Raw genomic sequence first — 17,658 nt, forward strand, 5'->3', positions numbered from 1 at the left:
TCACTCAAGGGTCAGCCACCAGCAAGCCGCGTCACTAACCTCCGTGGTTAATACATCTAGCGCCCTGAGAGGCCCCACCATGTCCGTTGAGACCACTCCGGAAGTAAAGCCACCACCGAGCCGCAACAAGTTGCTCATCATCATCGGAGCCGCGGTCGTGGTCCTCTTGGCGGTCATCGCCATTGCTGTCTCGTCCCAGGCAATCCGGGCTGGCCAGGAAGCCGACGCCAAAGCCAGTGCTGAAGCCAGTGCCGCCTCCATGTCGGCGGCTTTGGATGCCGCTCAGAAGGTCATCGACGACCAGCGCGCAGCCGACGCCAAGGAAGCCAACACCGTTTGCGAGAAGCGGCTCATCCAGAAGCACCCCACAGCTACGGCTCAGGCGGGTAAGACTAAGTCCACCTACAAAGCTTCAGACAACAGCTACGACACCACGGGTGGGTACACCGACGTTCCGGCCGGAAACACCATCCCGATGCAGTTTGTCTGCTCCTCCATCAAGACCGGTGCCACGAGCTGGAACGTGTTCCTGAAGAATGATGGGCACGGTTCGTTGGTGCCATAGTGGGGATCTATATTCAAAAGACGGCAACCCATATGGCGTGGATTATGGAGTAAGAGAATGAACCTCAGGCAGAAGCTGGGAACAGCGGTCATCGGCGTGAGCATCCCAGCGATTGTCATCTTCGGTTCAAGCCTGCTGCAAGGCCCTACCGCAAACCAAGCGCCGAATGCCGCCGAATGGCTAAGCGCTATCTCAACGTTCTGGGGAGCGATTGCGGGTGCTATTGGAGCCATCGGTACGGCCGGCGCCCTGTGGCTAGGTGCCATTACTTTCCGCCGGCAGGTCAACGATCAACACCGCGCCCAGGCAGCCGCGGTCACACTACACGTAGCTCTAGAGGGCGGCTTAGACAACAGCCATGTCGTCCAAGTTGCAAGCAGCAATAACCTGCCCATCTACAACATGGAGCTAGTCTGTCTGGATTCCGAAGGCGGGCAGCTTGATCGTTTTGTGAAGCATGTCGTCACCCGCGAGTTCAGCCAGTACTTAGATGACGCATTGCCGTTGCACGAGGCTTTCGTTACCTTCACGGATAGCTCCGGCGTGCGTTGGCAGCGCTGGTCGAAAGGCAAGCTAATCGAGCTGGGGCGAGAGCCCGCTGATTTCGACATCGTAGAGACTCCCGCAGCCTCTTATGAAGAACGCAACAAGAAACTTCAGGAAAGGATGGTGCGGCGGCAAGCTACGCACGATGGGTAATGAAGGCCTCGTAAATCATTCTGGAGCCCGCCTGGCTGCGGCTGCCTGGCACCACAGTCGTGACGACTTGGATGCTGACGTGGCTGGTCTCATAGCCGCGGATAAGGCGGGTCACCTGGTCTCAGATTGACTTGGCTAAGTCTGCACAAACGGTTGAAAGCTTGGCTGCCATTGCTAACTCCTAGTGTGGTCAGAACTTGCTCCTTTGAGCAAGAATCGTTTTGTGAACGCCGGCCTGAGCCGCCCGTCGTGCGTAGTAGAAAAGCAAGTGGTGCGCAGCATCATGATTTTTGGGCTGAGCCACTGCCTCCTTGGCGTGCTTCGCCTTGCCACTGGGATAGACATATATCAATCCTCAGTTCGCTGGCACTTCATGCGATTTAATCAGTTAACTCGGGCAGCAAAAGTAGCGAAGATCGCCCATGCCCCGTTCTGGATTGAATCTAAAGGATTTCTTCTTATCGCTCAGAAAGTCGCCACGCGATACCTTGCACTCAATGAGTATGCATTTACCGCCGACTCTGAAACCTACGGCGTCCGCGTGCTCAATGTTCCAACAGAAGAGACGGCCAACAACGGGGTATCCTTGCCGGCTCAACATCTCAGCAGACTGTCCAAAAACCCTTCCTACCCGGCGCCACGCTTCTTGGCGAACACGGACCAGATGCCGTGGTCCCGGCATAGGCGCTGGACCCTGTTTTCGCCGGCCGTGATGCCCTTGCCGGGGAGTTCGTCGGAGATGAAACGATATCCGAACGCCGGGTCGTCGTCGTGGATGTCCAGGGCGGCGTTGACCAGGTGCGCATCCGCCCAGTCCCGGTCCGTCACCGGGCTGGCTCTCCACCGGTACTAGCCTTGCTTGCTGAATCCCAACACCCTGCAGGTCACCGCGACGGGAACACCGTCGGCGGCAAGATCCGTGACCAGCGGGTACATCATTTTGGGTTGATGTCCCTCGCCAAATCGGCAGCAGGCCGGCGCAGAATTTCATTCTCCTGCTCCAACAGGCGGTTGCGCTTCTTCAGCTCCCGCATCTCGGCCGACTCGGCGCTGCCGGGACGGCTCCGGAATCTTTACGTTCGGCGATGGCAATCCACCGTTTCAACGTGGTGACCGACAGCCCGAAATCCTTGGCAATCTGCGCCAGCGGCGCTTCGCCCTTGCGGGCCACATCAATAGCATCCTGGCGGAACTCCGCCCCATAAGCCGTCGGCATGGTCAACATCCTTCCACGAGCACCAGCTCGCTAGGTCAAGGAGTCAGCAAAACCGGGGGCAGTCCCGAACTCCTTGTGTGAGACTGGACTGGGCGGTAGGCCAAGCCCTTCATGTCATCACCCGCGGCCGTATTCAGGCTGACATCATTGAAAATTACGAGGCCGCCGCGCACTAAGGGGCATACCACTCAAAATCGGAGTCCCTCCTCTTGATCCTGATCAATGTGCCGTTTTGAGACTGCCTGTTTTTGGACGGCTTTTGAGACTGTAGGATGCGCAGAAATCGCCCTATGAGCTCGATGTAGAAAATTCTTCCGCTCCCGTCCCGGCCGCGGGACCGGACTTCGGGTTTCTAATTCGACAACAAGTCACTTCAGAAGATCAAAATACGCCGTATCGGTATTCCAAGCTATTGGATGCAGTAGCGTACCCACAGCGGGATTCAACGCGCTGTACATCATGCCGTCTCCCGCGTAGATGCCGACGTGTCCCCAGTTGTTCGCCCCTTGTGCGTTCTGGACCACCAGGTCCCCCTGCTGCGGATTGTCGGTCCGCGTACCGACCCTCCATTGCTCCACTCGCGGCAGGTTGACCCCGGCCTGCCTGTAGATCCACTGGACGTAACCGGAGCAGTCCCACGCCTTGTACGCCGTGCCACCCCATACGTAAGCACCGCCGACTCCTTCCTGGGTAAACCGCAGGATGTCCTTGCGGATTTGGCTAAGATTTGCGGGCACGACCGTGTCCGTCGGGGAAGGCACCGTATCCGAGCACCTGGCCGGAGACATCCCACCGTCGAGCGCCTCAACAATGGCCGTTGCTTCGGCCTCCCACCGCGCATACAGCTCAGGGAACGCCGACACCTGAACGGCTTGCGCAGCCTGGCCTTTATTCATGGATTGCCAACCCCGGATATCCAACAACCCCCGCGGGCTGCCACGGTTGGGGCCGGCAGGTCCGCCGTAAAAGGCCCGCACATTGAACTTGGGATCCATCAACTGCTCAACGGTCCCCCAGCCCGCAGCGGGACGTTGCTGGGCGGTGCCGAGGGAATCGTGATCGCTGCCGAGACCGTCATACGGGTACTGGAGCGACTCTGGTACATTCACGTTGGCGAGGACTCGGAGGCTGGATTCCTGAAGAGCCATCATGATTGCGATGATCTGACCCTCCCGGGGGACCCCCAATTGCTGGCCAATGGAAACGTAGTCCCCCGCGACGGCCATTTGCCTGACGGTCACACTGACCAGAGCCTGGTTGCTTGTGCGGATGCTCAGGGCACCGGATCCGCTGGTGGCTGGCTCGCCAGCCACGCCACTTTGCGAGCAGACGGACGGGGTGTCGGCTGCGCGCGCGCCGAGCACCGCCACGGCTGCGCTAAATGAAATGGAACCCACCAGGACCAAGGTTGAGGCCGCGGCCAGCGTAACCCGCAGAAGGGTCCGGCGCTTGACCAGCCCAGCCAACACCACGGCGGCCGGCATCAATAGACGATCCTGCTCGGGGCGGCGTAAAAGCCGACCATGACGCAGTGGTCCGTCGGGGCCGTCACAGCCGGCGGACAGTTCACCATGACGCTGACAGGTGCCGTATAGGTGTTGCGGGCAGAGAATGATTGATCCAGAACGCTAACGGAAGCGGTGCACACATGCAGTCCCTCCCATGGCGCTGGCCGCTCCCGAACCTTGGCCAGCTCGCTGTCGCAGTGCAGGGATTCGACCGCGGCCGAACGGTGCGCCTGCTGGTCAGCCAAAGTCGCGTAGCTTCCCGCGTTGACCCCGGTCGCTTCGAACTCCTGCACCAACACTGCCAAAGGATTGGACCCGTCCGGCAGCACGTCCCACCAGTCACGGAGCCGTGAGTAGACCTCCGAGTAGGAGGACGTTCGCGTGTCCCAGGTGTAGATCGCCGTTGCAGCCGCGGCGGCGAGCTGGCGGAAGTCAGCAGTGCGGGGTGCGCCCTCCGGATCGGCAATCACAACGTCGGGAGCCACCGTGGGAGTTTGTGCCGGCGTCCCGGGGTAAGCGTTCGCCGGGTTCTGAGGGATCGCCGTCGTCGACGGCGCTGCAACCGGAGCCTCTGCGGGCGTGGGCGACGGCCGCGTGAGAGCGAAAAGCGCCATGACCACAACCAAGAGCGCGACTGCTGCGATCCACCATCCACGCCGGCTGCTTGGACCATATTGAGCGTTCTTCTGCATCACGGACATTCGGGCCTCCTTGTCGCCGTTCATGGCGGGAGGACTGGTCCACAACATGACTCAGTAGGCAGTCCGCGGCCCGGCCTGGAGAATCCTCCAAGCCGTTCGATACAACCGGCGCGCGAAGCCGATCTGGACAGCCACATAGCGCTCGGTGACGCCCAACTGGGCCGCCAGAACTTCCAGAGCCCTCTTCCGTTCGGGTCCTCGAAGGCCGGGGCGAACGATACTTTCGGCTGTTCTGCGGAGTACCAGTGTGGGCAGGCACTCTGCTGCGTATTGGCACAAGTCTCCGATATTGCCAATGGCCCCCTGCTCAACGTCAAGCGCCTTTTGAACGGTTTTCGCCGTCTTGCGCACCACGGTCACCGCGTGCCAGCGCCGGCGGTCCTGTGGCGACGGCGGACCGTAGTGTCGCGGCCCGGTGAGACTGTCCACGGCAAGATCCCAAACTCTTGCCGGCACGCTGGCCCGGGTCAGCTCAATGATCATTCGTGCCCATTGCTGGTCAATAATCTGCTCGGCACTTTGAACTCCACCCCGGTCCATGCCCAGCAACGCCAAAGGAACAAATGCCGCCGGCCCGTCGGCATTCCCTGGTTCCATGATCAGCGGGAGTGTCTGATGGCTCAGCTCCCGACGGGTGTGCGCGGCGCACACGTTCGCGCACACCCCCTGAACCCACGCACCGAACGGAATACCGGGAAGCTGGCGGTAATGCCCCCGGGTCACCCCATCCCACACCGCGACCCGGATGTCCTGCATAACGTCGTCCACGTCGCAGGCCCGGCCGATCCGCGAGAGATGCGAAACCACGTACCGCTGTACACCGTCGACGGCGATCATGATTTGATCTACCGGAACGACAACCGTGGCGGGCTCCGGCGCACCGCGCAGGGAGATGTCGATACTTCCTACATTTGGATGATCTTGTGGGGCCTGATTCAATCTGGCTTCGACTCGCATGGTCTTCACCGCTTCAACTAAACGATTCCAATAAGTCCGGCACCGGCACGACCGGCGCTCTAAGAGTGGCAGCGAAACCCAAGGGCGACCACTACGACAGGAAAGCTATACAAACTATTTTCAAAGATAACTAAAGTATCGTCAAGACTGCGGGTCTTACTTTTCGGAGATCGTTAGGTGAGAATGGTTCCATGCCCAGGATCACTCAGCCTCACGACGAAGCCTGGTCGAACGAAGTCGAAGCCGCTGTCGCGACGTTTGGCAATAGATCACGGAACGAGATCCTCCGCTACCTCTCCGCGCACGGTCCGGCGACCCGCGGTGACATCGTGGCAGCAGTAAGCGCCGGCGAGCCGAGCGTAGCCAAGCACCTGCTTGCACTTGAGGAGACCGGCGCCATCGCGGTGGACCTTGAGCCGGGCCGACGCCATGGCCGCTCGCCGCGCTATTCAGCCAACCCCGCGCGGATCAAGGAGTTGCTGTCGGCTCATCTTCAGTATCTTCTGGAGGATTAGCTTCTGCTGCCTCTTCCGCTCCAGGATGGCGCTCTATGTCCTTGTTGAGGTATTCAGAGATGGCCCTCAACGTCTCCGGAGAAACATCACCCAGCGTCCGCGCCGCGAAGGTCTTCACCCTGGCCGCACGAAGCGACTTCACAAACTCGAGTTGCGAATCGATCCGCTCGGGCAAGTCGGCGCTGTCGCCGATCAGGTACGAGGAGTCGACGTTGAAGATGTTGCACAGCTCGGCCAAAAGCACCGGATCGCTAACCAGGCGACCAGTCCCCTCTTTCATATAGAACCAGCGCGCGCGGGACAACTTGATGCCCCGTGCCTCAAGTTCGGCCTGGACCTCGCGGAACGTTACGGGCTTCCCACGTTCGGCAACCACGACGTCGAGCAGCAAATTCAGACGACGGGCCAGCTGGGCCTGGGGAGACAACCTGTCACCGCGACCTGCCTCATCCATCCGCGCTGCCCACCCCTCGATCTGATGCGGGGCCGGAAGCCCGGTCAGGCGCTCCTACTCCCTTTTGCCCCAGTATTGCCTGAGTCATCCTGTGCGGCAATCAATTGCTCAATCCGACGGTCCACGTAGGCCATCAGGACTTGCTGGGCCGACGGGCGCAGGGGCAGGTTCCGTACCGCCGGCGCTGCCATGTCCTGACCGGCTTTGAGGAGCTCGAGCGGGAGTACGTCATTCGCGTCGAAGTGGTAGCAGACCTCGGTCAGGACTTCACTCAGAGCACGCAGGAACTCGGCCTGCTCGCGTGCGGATCCGTGTTGCCAGTACCGCTCGGCACGAAGCAGTAGCGCAGCCTCGGTGAAGGCCCTGATCTGCGGGTGGTCTGCCATGGCCTGATCCTCGATCCCTTTGGGGATTCATTGACGCGCACTGGTCTTTCCAACATGACCTCAACCGGAGTAGCCTGCTGCTGTAGACCCGTCTACAGCAACCCTTCACCATTCAACTGGTTGTGGTCCCCATGTCGAGCATTTTGATGAACCGAACACGAAGCCGAATCATCCGCTTCCTGATCAGGAACGGGCCCTCGACCTGTGGCCAGATCGGCAGGGAACTGTGCGCCTCACCTTCGGCCATCCGCAGGCAACTCGGCCTGCTCACCGAAGCCGGGCTGGTGCAGCGCTCATCGGCTCAGTTCAGTGCCTCAGCCGAGCAGGTGCAGCTCCACGCCGCGGCCCTCGAAGCGAGTTTCCAGGTCACCGTCATGCCGCCGTGATTTCCGGCGTACATGGATGGGGACAGGACTCGCGCCGGCGGTCCTCGCCGCATATCCACGAAGGGATCGGACAGGGGCATGAAACTTGAATTCTTCGAACCAGCCGAGGCTGCCACCGTCCTCAAGTGTTCAGAGGCATGGCTGAGAGACGGGGCTGCCAAGGGTGAGTTCCCGCACGCTGTCTGGGGCAAGGGGAAGATTGTCTTCACGTCGGTTCACCTCAGGGAGATTGCAGAGCTACGTGAAGTCCGAACCACTGGACCTGCGCCGCAGTCCGTTCGCATGATCGGGACGCGGGCACAGGCCCGCCAGAAGTACTCCTAGGTAACCCATCCACCCGGACGCTATCCGCGCCACACAACCGCGGAACGCTCGACGGCGTCGGCGGCATCCTGGAGCGCCTGCGGCATCAGGTGGCCATACACCTGCTCAGTCGTTCGCGTAGATGCGTGCCCGAGTCGCCTAGAGATCGTGAACAGCGAGACGCCATCCTGGATCAGCCAGGACGCGTGCGTATGGCGCAGATCGTGGATACGGGGTGACTTCTTCAGTCCACGCGCTTGGGCCGCTTTCACGGCGGTACTCCAGTAGTGGTGCCAATACAGCTTGTGGACAATTCGCTCGCCCTTGGGAGTGGTGAACAGGAGTTCTGAGCTAGGGCGGCTGGCCACCAGCGGAATCAGGACTTCCACCAAATGGGGATTCAGTGAAACCGTCCTCTTGCCGGCACCGGTCTTGGTCGCTCCAACGTAATACTCGGAGTCAGTACCGCGTTTCCATGCTTTGTTGATCCGCATCGTTGCCGGCTTCGACATCAGGTCCACGTCGGCCACAGTTACCGCAGTCGCTTCGCCAAAACGGGTACCGGTCATGACCAGGAACTCCGTGAACGACTTGTACCGCTCCCCCATGCATTCCAGGATCAGGCCGAACTCAGCATGCGTCAGGAACCTGGTCTCATCCTCTGCCTTTTCGCCAGACGGCAACTGGACGCCCCGGCACGGATTATCTTTCCGGTAGCCGAGACGGACAGCCGTCTCCATCGCCGAGAAAATCAAGCCATGGTTGTTCTTGATGGTTTTCGCAGACCGGCCTTTGGTCTGCATCGTCTTCATCCAGTAGGTCAGATGCCGGTAGTCGAGCTTGTCCACGGGTATGTGCCCGATGACGTCCGCGATGTGCAGCTTCAGCATGGTCTGATACGTGTGGACGGTGCCAACGGAGGGCCGGACCAGAAGGTCGATGTGCTCTTGGATCACGGCGGCGACGGTGGGCGCTTTGGTCTGGTTCGCGAGCATCGCATGCTGCGCGATCTCAAACGATTGGTTGTTGGCGTCAAGGAGGCGCTTCAGGGTGATCGCTTCGGATTCCGTGGGCAGCGTGATGCCTTGTTCCTGGCGGTTGGCCGGGTCCCGCCAGCAGACCATAAAGGACGTCGTACCGTCCTTTTTCGTGCGTTTTCTAATGCTGGCCATAGGAAAAATGCTACGCCGCTGTCCACACTTTAAGTACTTTTGTCCACACTCAGCACCTCTAAAAGCCACTGACCTGCGGAAACACTGTGCCCGAGGTGGGACTCGAACCCACACACCTTTCGATACCGCATTTTGAGTGCGGCGCGTCTGCCAATTCCGCCACTCGGGCGCGGAGTACACCAGGAAATAATCGCAGAGACACAGTGCTGTGAGCAACGCGATCGCTTCCAGTGCGCGAAATTACTCTACATGCAGATAGGCTGAATTCCAGAATCGCGCCAGTGACGCCGCATCGAACATGTCCGGTCCCAGCAGCGCAGCGGTGACAACCTAAGATGGTCTAGTTCCCGCCGCACCTTTCCAAGGAGTTCCCGTGTCAGAACAGACGGAGTCAAACACCACGTCCAAGCCGGCGCGCCGCGTGGTTGTCGCCGAGGACGAGACCCTCATCCGGCTCGACATCATCGAGATCCTGCGGGGTGAAGGCTACGACGTCGTCGGTGAAGCGGACAATGGCGAAAAGGCCGTCCAGCTCGCCGAGGAACTTAAGCCGGACCTCGTCCTGATGGACGTCAAGATGCCAATCATGGATGGCATCACAGCTGCTGAGAAAATCGTCAAGGCCCGGATCGCCCCCGTGGTCCTGCTCACCGCATTCAGCCAGAAGGAACTCGTCGAGCGCGCCCGCGACGCCGGCGCCATGGCCTACGTGGTCAAGCCCTTCACTCCGGCGGACCTCATCCCCGCCCTGGAGATCGCACTCTCCCGCCACGAGGAGATCAAGGCCCTCGAAAGCGAAGTGACCGACCTCCAGGAACAGTTCGCCACCCGCAAGCTTGTGGAGCGCGCCAAGAGCCTCCTGACCACCAAGATGGGACTGACGGAGCCGGAGGCGTTCCGTTGGATCCAGAAAACCTCGATGGACCGCCGCCTGAGCATGCGTGAGGTGGCCGAGACCATCATCAACCAGGTCAACTAGCCGGGCCGGGAACACCATAGCCTGATTCGCACGACAAAAGGGAGGGTCCCCGCCAGTGGCGGGGACCCTCCCTTTTGTCGGCAGTGACGGAACTAGATTTTGCTGTTCCGCTTCTTCCGTTCCGGCCACGGGCCCACCTTGTCCTTGGTGACCTCGGTGTTGCCGTGGCTTCCGGCGTCCGCGAGGTCGCCGACACGGTGTACCTTCAGCATATTCGTGGAACCGGCCTTTCCGGGAGGCGAACCGGCGGCAATAACCACCATGTCACCGTCGTCAACGAGGTCCATGTCCAGCAAGCTGCGGTCAACCTGGGCAGTCATCTCATCCGTGTGGCCCACCATCGGGACCAGCACCGGCTGGATGCCCCACGTGAGCGCCAGCTGGTTCCAGACGTGCTCCACCGGGGTGAAGGCGAACACCGGACGGATCGGACGCAGGCGCGACAAACGCCGTGCCGAGTCGCCGGACTGGGTGAAGGTACAGATGTACTTCGCATCCAGCTGATCGGCGATTTCGACGGCGGCACGGGTGATGGCGCCGCCCCGGGTCTTGGGCTTGGTGCCCAGCGGGGGGACGCGTTCCAGGCCGTGGACCTCGGTTGATTCGATGATCCGGGCCATCACCTTGACGGTCTCGATCGGGTACTTGCCCACGCTGGTCTCGCCAGAGAGCATCACGGCGTCGGCACCGTCGAGCACTGCGTTGGCGCAGTCAGAAGCCTCAGCGCGGGTCGGGCGCGGGTTGTCGATCATGGATTCGAGTACTTGGGTTGCCACGATGACCGGCTTGGCCCAGCGTCGTGCAAGTTCGACGGCTCGCTTCTGCACGATCGGCACTTCCTCCAGGGGAAGTTCCACACCGAGGTCGCCACGGGCCACCATAATGGCGTCGAACGCGTCAATGATCTCCGGGAGCTGCTCAACGGCCTGGGGCTTCTCGATCTTGGCGATCACCGGTACGCGGCGGCCTTCTTCGTCCATGATCTCGTGGACGCGGGTGATGTCCGAGGCATCGCGGACGAAGGAGAGGGCCACCATGTCCACGCCGCGGCGCATGGCCCAGCGCAGGTCGTCCTCGTCCTTTTCGCTCAGTGCCGGGACGTTCACGGCAACGCCGGGCAGGTTGATGCCCTTGTTGTTCGAGACGTACCCGCCAACGATCACCTGGGCAACCACCTTGACGGCGTCGACGTCGATCGCCCGAAGGGCAACCTTGCCGTCGTCGATCAGCAGCGCATCGCCGGGGTTGACGTCCTCGGTGAGGGTCTTGAGGGTCGTGGAGCAAATGTCCTTGGTGCCCGGGACATCCTCGGTGGTGATGGTGAAGGTGTCGCCTACAGCCAGCAGGTGCGGCCCGTCCACAAACCGGCCGAGGCGGATTTTCGGCCCCTGCAGGTCGGCCATGATGGCAACTGCCTTGCCCAGCTGACCGGCAGCCTTGCGGACGTTCTCGTATGTGTTGTCGTGCACGGCGTAGTCTCCGTGGCTCATGTTCATCCGGGCCACGTCGACCCCGGCTTCCAGCACGGCGAGCGTGTTGTCAAAGCTCGCGATCGCCGGTCCGAAGGTGGCCACAATTTTTGCGCGTCTCATATACCTACCCTAGTTGTCTCTTGGTTGTTTTAAGTTGTCGCGGGGACGAACGGCTGGCGTCCGTCCCGGCACCGGGAGGGGCCGGACTACAGGACGGCCATGGCCCGGTCGCTCGGGGATACTGGTGCCGGAAGAATGGTGCTGCCCATCAGGAACTTATCCACCGCCGCGGCGCAGGCGCGTCCCTCCGCGATGGCCCAGACGATGAGTGACTGGCCGCGGCCAGCGTCTCCGGCGACGAAGATTCCCTCCGTGTTGGTCATGTAGTAGCCGTCGCGGGCCACGTTGCCGCGGCCGTCGAACTCGGCGCTGACCTGCTCGGTAATCCCTGCCGGTTCCGGACCGGTGAAGCCGAGCGACAGCAGGACCAGATCGGCCGGGATGATCCGCTCGGTGCCGGCCTTCGGGAGCCGCTTGCCGTCGACGAATTCGGTTTCGGCTACCTTAACTCCGGTAACTACGCCGTTCTCGCCTACGAACTCCACTGTGGAGGCGAGATAGGTGCGCTCGCCACCTTCCTCGTGCGCGCTGGCCACTTCGAACAGGGTCGGGAACGTCGGCCAGGGCTGGTGGCCGGCCCGCTCCGCCGGCGGCTGCTTACCGATCGCCAAGGTGGTCACCGACGCAGCCTGGTGCCGGTGCGCGGTCCCGAGGCAGTCCGCGCCGGTGTCGCCGCCGCCGAGGATCACCACGTGTTTGCCGGCCGCGCTGATCTGGTTCTCCACGCTCTCCCCCGCCACCACACGGTTGGCCGGGACAAGGTAGTCCATTGCGAAATGCACTCCCTCAAACTCGCGGCCCGGGATCGGCAGGTCACGCGGTACGGTGGCGCCGGTGGCGACGACAACTGCGTCGTACCGGCGCCGGAGCTGCTCCCAGGTCACGTCGCTGCCGACGGCGACGCCGGTCCGGAAGCGGGTGCCTTCGGCCTTCATCTGCTCCAGGCGGCGGTCAACGTGCTCTTTCTCCATTTTGAAATCAGGGATTCCGTACCGCAGGAGGCCGCCGATCTTGTCATCGCGCTCGTAGACGGCGACAGTGTGGCCTACCCGGGTCAGCTGCTGGGCGACGGCGAGTCCGGCGGGACCGGAACCGACGACGGCGACCGTCTTACCGGACAGGCGGGCCGGCGGCAGCGGGTTGACCCAACCATTCTCGAACGCCTGGTCAACGATCGAGACCTCCACCTGTTTGATGGTGACTGCCGGCTGGTTGATCCCCAGCACGCAGGACGCCTCGCAGGGTGCCGGGCAAAGCCGGCCGGTGAACTCGGGGAAGTTGTTGGTGGCGTGCAGCCGTTCCATGGCTTCCTCGCCCTTATCCCGCCAGATGAGGTCGTTCCACTCCGGAATGAGGTTGCCCAGCGGGCAGCCCTGGTGGCAGAACGGCACACCGCAGTCCATGCAACGGCCGGCCTGGGCCTTCAGGACACCGTTTTCCTGCGCCTCATAGACCTCTTTCCAGTCCATGATGCGGACCGGGACGGGGCGGCGCGGCTGTGTTTCGCGCTGACGTACTTTCAAAAATCCGCGTGGATCAGCCACCGGTCACCTCCAGGATTCGAGACCAAACTTCTTCACCGTCGGGGTCCAGCCCCTCTTCGATGGCATCAAGACGGGTTTGCAGGACTGCCGCATAGTCGCGCGGCAGCACCTTGGTGATGCGGGCCGCTGTGTCGTCGAAGTTCTCCAGCAGCCGTGCCCCCAGCAACGACCCGGTTTCCTCGGTGTGCTTGAGCAGCAGTCCGTGGACTATATCCCGGTCCTCGGCATCCAGCTCGTGCAGCTGCAGTTCGCCGGATTCCAGGGCCTGCTTGTTCACGCGTTCGGTCTTCAGGTCCAGCACGTAGGCCGTCCCGCCGGACATGCCGGCACCGAAGTTTCGGCCGGTACGCCCGAGGACGAGCGTCTGGCCGCCGGTCATGTACTCGCAGCCATGGTCGCCGATTCCTTCAGCCACCGCCGTAGCGCCTGAGTTGCGGACCATAAACCGTTCGCCGACCTGGCCCCGCAAATACATCTCGCCGCTCGTGGCACCGTAGCCGATCACGTTGCCGGCGATCACATTGCGTTCCGCCGGGAAGACATTTGTGCGGTCCGGCCGGACAATGATGCGGCCTCCGGAAAGCCCCTTGCCGACATAGTCGTTGGAGTCGCCGAACATCCGCAGCGTAATACCGGCCGGCAGGAAGGCTCCAAGTGACTGCCCAGCGGTGCCCGTCAGGGTGATGTCGATGGTGTCCGTCGCCAGCACGTCGGTGCTGAAGGTCTTGGTGACCACATGACCGAGCATCGTGCCGACAGAGCGGTCGGTGTTGATAACATCCACGGCGATCCGAACCGGGGTCCGGTCACTTAGGGCTTCCGCAGCCATCGCAATCAGGCGCTGGTCGAAGTGCTTGTCCAGCTCATGGTTCTGTCCGGTGAGGTTGCGCAGCGGGGCCTCGTCGTCGAACTCGAGCCCATGCAGAATCGGGTCCAGGTCCAGCCCGTCGGCCTTCCAGTGATTGATCGCTTCGCGGGTGTCGAGCATCTCGGCGTGGCCAATCGCTTCCTGAATGCTCCGGAAGCCAAGCTCGGCCAGGATCTCCCGGACCTCCTCGGCGAGGAATTCGAAGAAGTTCACCACAAATTCCGGTTTACCGCTGAAACGGGAACGCAGCTCCGGGTTCTGCGTTGCGACGCCCACCGGACAGGTGTCCAGGTGGCAGACACGCATCATAATGCAGCCGGACACCACCAGCGGGGCAGTGGCAAAACCGAACTCCTCACCACCGAGCAGCGCGGCGATCACAACGTCCCGGCCGGTCTTGAGCTGCCCGTCCACCTGCACCACCACGCGGTCGCGCAGCCCGTTGAGCATCAGGGTCTGCTGGGTTTCGGCGAGTCCGAGTTCCCACGGCACACCGGCGTGCTTCAGCGAGTTCAGCGGCGAGGCGCCGGTTCCGCCGTCGTGCCCGGAGACCAGCACAACGTCGGCCTTGGCCTTCGTCACGCCGGCGGCTACCGTGCCGATTCCAACCTCGGAGACCAACTTGACGTGCACCCGCGCGGAGGGGTTGGCCCGCTTCGCATCGTAAATCAGCTGGGCGAGGTCCTCGATCGAGTAGATGTCGTGGTGCGGGGGCGGGGAGATGAGCCCGACGCCGGGCGTCGAGTGCCGTGTCCGGGCCACCCAGGGGTAAACCTTCTGTGCCATCAGCTGACCGCCTTCGCCGGGCTTGGCACCCTGCGCCATCTTGATCTGGATGTCATCGGCGTTGGTCAGGTAGAGGCTGGTCACGCCGAAACGCCCGGAGGCAATCTGTTTGACCGCCGAGCGCCGCGTCGGGTCGAGCAGCCGGTCCACGTCCTCGCCGCCTTCACCGGTGTTGGACTTTCCGCCCAGCCGGTTCATGGCGATCGCGAGGGTTTCGTGGGCCTCCTGGGAGATCGAGCCGTAGCTCATCGCGCCGGTGGAGAACCGCTTGACGATGCTGGAAACAGATTCCACTTCCTCCAGCGGGACCGCGGGACGCAGCCCGGCCTTGAACTTCAGGAGCCCGCGAAGGGTCATGAGGTTCTCGGACTGGTCGTCAACGCCGCGGGTATAGGCCTTGAAGATGTCATAGCGGCGCTCACGGGTGGCGTGCTGCAGCCGGAACACGGTCTCCGGGTTGAACAGGTGCGGCTCGCCATCGCGGCGCCACTGGTACTCACCGCCGCCGAGCAGCGGCTGGTGGGGCTGCTCAATGCCGTTTTCGGGGTATGCCATCCGGTGGCGGGCGGCGACCTCCGCGGCAATGACGTCCAGGCCGATCCCGCCGAGCTGGGAGTGGGTGCCGGAGAAATACTCGTCCACCAGGTCCTGGCCCAGGCCAAGGGCTTCGAAGGTCTGGGCCCCTGTATAGGAGGCCACTGTGGAGATGCCCATCTTTGACATGATCTTCAGGACACCCTTGCCGAGGCCCTTGATCAGGTTGTAGACACCGTCATGCTGGGTGACCCCAACAACGTCGCCCGCGGAGATCAGCTGTTCCACTGATTCCATCGCCAGGTACGGGTTCACGGCGGAGGCACCGTAACCGATCAGCACGGCGACGTGGTGCGTTTCCCGGACGTCGCCGGCCTCGACCACAAGGGCAGTCTTGGTGCGGTTGGCGCTGCGCAGCAGGTGGTGGTGCACGGCGCTGACAAGCAGCAGCGAAGGGATCGGCGCCCACTGGGCGTTGGAGTCGCGGTCCGAGAGTACAACGTACTGCACTCCGCGGTTGATGGCACCGGACACCTGCTCGCAGATTTCAGTCAACCGAGCGCGCAGCGCGTTCTCGCCGCCCTCGGGGCGGTACAGGCCGCGGACCTTCATGGCGACCCTGTCCCCGTCGGGGCTCTCGATGTTCGCGATCTTGGCGAGCTGGTCATTGTTGATCACGGGGAACGGCAGCGAAACCTGCGGCTGGCGGACCTGCTTGGTGTCCAGCAGGTTACCGTTTGGGCCGATGGCACAGGTCAGCGACGTGACCAGTTCCTCGCGGATGGCGTCCAGCGGCGGGTTGGTGACCTGTGCGAAGGACTGCACAAAATAGTCGAACAACAGCCGGGGCCGCTTGGAGAGCACAGCCACGGGAGTGTCCGATCCCATGGCTCCGAGCGGCTCCGCGCCGGTCCGGGCCATCGGGCCGAGCAGAATCTTCAGTTCCTCGGTGGTGTAGCCAAAGGTGCGCTGGCGGATATTGACCGAGGCCGCCGTATGGACCACGTGCTCGCGTTCGGGCAGGTCCTTCAGGTCGATCAGGTTTTCCTTGACCCAGTCCGCCCAGGGGTTGGCCGCCGCCACCTCGGCCTTGACCTCTGCGTCGCTGATGATCCGGCCGGCGTCGGTGTCCACCAGGAACATCTTCCCGGGTGAGACGCGCCCCTTTTTCACCACCTTGGAGGGTTCGACGTCGATCACACCGACCTCGGAGGCGAAAATGATCAGGCCGTCTTCGGTGATCCAGAACCGGCCCGGACGGAGCCCGTTGCGGTCCAGGGTGGCGCCGACGAGGTTGCCGTCGGTGAAGGAGACGGCGGCGGGACCGTCCCACGGTTCCATCAGCATGGAGTGGTATTCGTAGAAGGCACGGCGGGCCGGGTCCATCGTGGCGTGGTTTTCCCAGGCCTCGGGGATCATCATCATGATCGAGTGCGTGATCGGCCGGCCCGAAAGCCAGAGCAACTCCGCTACCTCGTCGAAGGAGGCCGAGTCGGAAGCGCCCGGGGTGCAGATCGGGTACAGCTCCTCCGGCGAATCCCCCAGCAGCGGGTTGGCCAGCTGGGACTGGCGGGCACGCATCCAGTTGCGGTTTCCCTTGACCGTATTGATTTCGCCGTTGTGGGCGATGGTCCTGAAGGGCTGGGCCAGCGGCCAGGACGGGAAGGTGTTGGTGGAGAAGCGGGAGTGGACGATCGCGAGCTTGGTCTTAAAGCGTTTGTCCGAGAGGTCCGGATAAAACGGCTCGAGCTGGGCCGTTGTGAGCATGCCCTTGTAGACGATGGTCCGGGAGGACAACGACGGGAAGTACACGCCGTATTTGTTCTGCGCCCGCTTCCGGATCCGCCAGGCCCGCGAGTCGAGTTCGTTGCGCTCCAGCACTTCCCCGTTGCTGGAGGCAAAGAAGGGCTGGGAGAAATACGGCATGCAGGCCCGGGCCATCGCCCCGACCAGGTCAGCGACGATCGGCACCTCACGCCAGCCGAGGACCGTCATGCCCTCGTCCGCGGCAAGGCTTTCGATGCCCGCCTTCGCGGCGTCGGATTCGCGCTGCTCGGCCGGGAGGAATGCCGTCCCCACCACAAACTGGCCGGGGGCGGGAAGCTCGAAGTCGGTAACTGCGCGGAAGAATTCGTCCGGGACCTGCATCAGCAGTCCGGCGCCGTCGCCGGTTCCCTCGTCGGCGCCCACGGCACCGCGGTGCTCGAGGTTGCGCAGGGCTGTCAGGGCCGCGTCAACAATGTCGTAGCCCGGCTCGCCCCGCAGCGTGGCGATAATGGCGAGGCCGCAGGCGTCCTTCTCCTGCTCCGGGTTGTAGAGTCCGGCCGCTTCGGGAAGCGCCGCGAACCGCTTGAAAGGTGACATGGCGGCCTGGTTCGGCTCGGACCAACTGGGGCTGTGCAGGGTTTGGGTCATGGGAGACGTCCTTCCTCCTGATCGTGCGTATGGGAGGGACAACATTGGCCCGAATCGGTGCGCCGGTGTGACGGGTGC

15 protein-coding genes, 1 tRNA gene and 1 pseudogene are annotated in these 17,658 nt (G+C 62.6%); 6 read left to right on the plus strand and 11 right to left on the minus strand.

Going from position 1 to position 17,658, the window contains the following annotated elements; all coding sequences use genetic code 11:
- Window positions 1-79: 79 nt before the first annotated feature.
- Window positions 80-565 (plus strand): hypothetical protein, encoded by a 486-nt coding sequence (locus tag QK287_RS08170; protein WP_282359804.1) that lies wholly within the window; start codon window positions 80-82, stop codon window positions 563-565.
- Window positions 566-622: 57 nt separating this feature from the next.
- Window positions 623-1,264 carry a hypothetical protein gene (locus QK287_RS08175; RefSeq protein WP_282359806.1) on the plus strand — a complete coding sequence of 214 codons (642 nt, stop codon included), beginning with the start codon at window positions 623-625 and terminating at the stop codon, window positions 1,262-1,264.
- 636 nt (window positions 1,265-1,900) lie between these two features.
- Here the strand turns inward: QK287_RS08175 and QK287_RS08180 are convergent.
- The 4 genes and pseudogenes from QK287_RS08180 to QK287_RS08195 all read right to left on the minus strand — a co-directional run.
- Window positions 1,901-2,480 (minus strand): annotated as a pseudogene (locus QK287_RS08180) (transposase); the annotation flags it as partial.
- 368 nt (window positions 2,481-2,848) lie between these two features.
- A complete protein-coding gene (locus tag QK287_RS08185) occupies window positions 2,849-3,964 on the minus strand; it encodes an NlpC/P60 family protein (protein WP_282359899.1) in 1,116 nt (371 codons plus the stop codon).
- The gene (locus QK287_RS08190) at window positions 3,964-4,713 is read right to left on the minus strand and encodes a hypothetical protein (protein ID WP_282359807.1); all 750 of its coding nucleotides are present in this window, start codon (window positions 4,711-4,713) and stop codon (window positions 3,964-3,966) included. The genes QK287_RS08185 and QK287_RS08190 overlap by 1 nt, the downstream gene beginning before the upstream one ends.
- Window positions 4,714-4,740: 27 nt before the next feature.
- Complete coding sequence (locus QK287_RS08195; protein WP_282359808.1) at window positions 4,741-5,655, minus strand: hypothetical protein; 915 nt, start codon at window positions 5,653-5,655, stop codon at window positions 4,741-4,743.
- A gap of 182 nt (window positions 5,656-5,837) precedes the next feature.
- Between QK287_RS08195 and QK287_RS08200 the strand changes: the two genes are divergently transcribed.
- A complete protein-coding gene (locus tag QK287_RS08200) occupies window positions 5,838-6,161 on the plus strand; it encodes a helix-turn-helix transcriptional regulator (protein WP_282359810.1) in 324 nt (107 codons plus the stop codon).
- Here the strand turns inward: QK287_RS08200 and QK287_RS08205 are convergent.
- Both QK287_RS08205 and QK287_RS08210 read right to left on the minus strand, forming a co-directional pair.
- Entirely contained in the window at window positions 6,115-6,615 is a 501-nt protein-coding gene (locus QK287_RS08205) for a hypothetical protein (RefSeq protein ID WP_282359812.1), read from the minus strand. The two genes, QK287_RS08200 and QK287_RS08205, sit on opposite strands and share 47 nt — an antisense overlap.
- Before the next feature lie 44 nt (window positions 6,616-6,659).
- On the minus strand, window positions 6,660-7,001 hold the full coding sequence (locus tag QK287_RS08210) for a hypothetical protein (protein WP_282359813.1): 342 nt from the start codon (window positions 6,999-7,001) through the stop codon (window positions 6,660-6,662).
- A 146-nt stretch (window positions 7,002-7,147) separates the two neighbouring features.
- Between QK287_RS08210 and QK287_RS08215 the strand changes: the two genes are divergently transcribed.
- Window positions 7,148-7,387, plus strand: a complete 240-nt coding sequence (locus QK287_RS08215; RefSeq protein WP_282359815.1) for a helix-turn-helix domain-containing protein — start codon at window positions 7,148-7,150, stop codon at window positions 7,385-7,387.
- Window positions 7,388-7,465: 78 nt separating this feature from the next.
- Window positions 7,466-7,711, plus strand: coding sequence for a hypothetical protein (locus QK287_RS08220; protein WP_282359816.1), 246 nt, complete (start codon window positions 7,466-7,468; stop codon window positions 7,709-7,711).
- Between the two features lie 20 nt (window positions 7,712-7,731).
- Here the strand turns inward: QK287_RS08220 and QK287_RS08225 are convergent, their stop codons facing one another.
- Complete coding sequence (locus QK287_RS08225) at window positions 7,732-8,862, minus strand: site-specific integrase (protein WP_282359817.1); 1,131 nt, start codon at window positions 8,860-8,862, stop codon at window positions 7,732-7,734.
- Window positions 8,863-8,949: 87 nt separating this feature from the next.
- Window positions 8,950-9,031: transfer RNA gene (locus QK287_RS08230), tRNA-Leu, on the minus strand.
- A 204-nt stretch (window positions 9,032-9,235) separates the two neighbouring features.
- Here QK287_RS08230 and QK287_RS08235 point away from each other — a divergent pair.
- Entirely contained in the window at window positions 9,236-9,841 is a 606-nt protein-coding gene (locus tag QK287_RS08235) for a response regulator (RefSeq protein WP_282359818.1), read from the plus strand.
- A 92-nt stretch (window positions 9,842-9,933) separates the two neighbouring features.
- On the opposite strand, the gene pyk is transcribed toward QK287_RS08235, so the two are convergent.
- From pyk to gltB, 3 genes are all read right to left on the minus strand, one after another.
- Window positions 9,934-11,433 carry a pyruvate kinase gene (gene pyk / locus QK287_RS08240; RefSeq protein WP_226774842.1) on the minus strand — a complete coding sequence of 500 codons (1,500 nt, stop codon included), beginning with the start codon at window positions 11,431-11,433 and terminating at the stop codon, window positions 9,934-9,936.
- Window positions 11,434-11,519: 86 nt separating this feature from the next.
- A complete protein-coding gene (locus QK287_RS08245; protein WP_282359820.1) occupies window positions 11,520-12,977 on the minus strand; it encodes a glutamate synthase subunit beta in 1,458 nt (485 codons plus the stop codon).
- A complete protein-coding gene (gene gltB, locus QK287_RS08250; RefSeq protein ID WP_226774840.1) occupies window positions 12,970-17,580 on the minus strand; it encodes a glutamate synthase large subunit in 4,611 nt (1,536 codons plus the stop codon). Before gltB ends, QK287_RS08245 begins: the two co-directional genes overlap by 8 nt.
- Window positions 17,581-17,658 lie beyond the last annotated feature (78 nt).

It is taken from the genome of Arthrobacter sp. AL05 (assembly GCF_029960715.1).
Classification (GTDB): Bacteria; Actinomycetota; Actinomycetes; order Actinomycetales; family Micrococcaceae; genus Arthrobacter.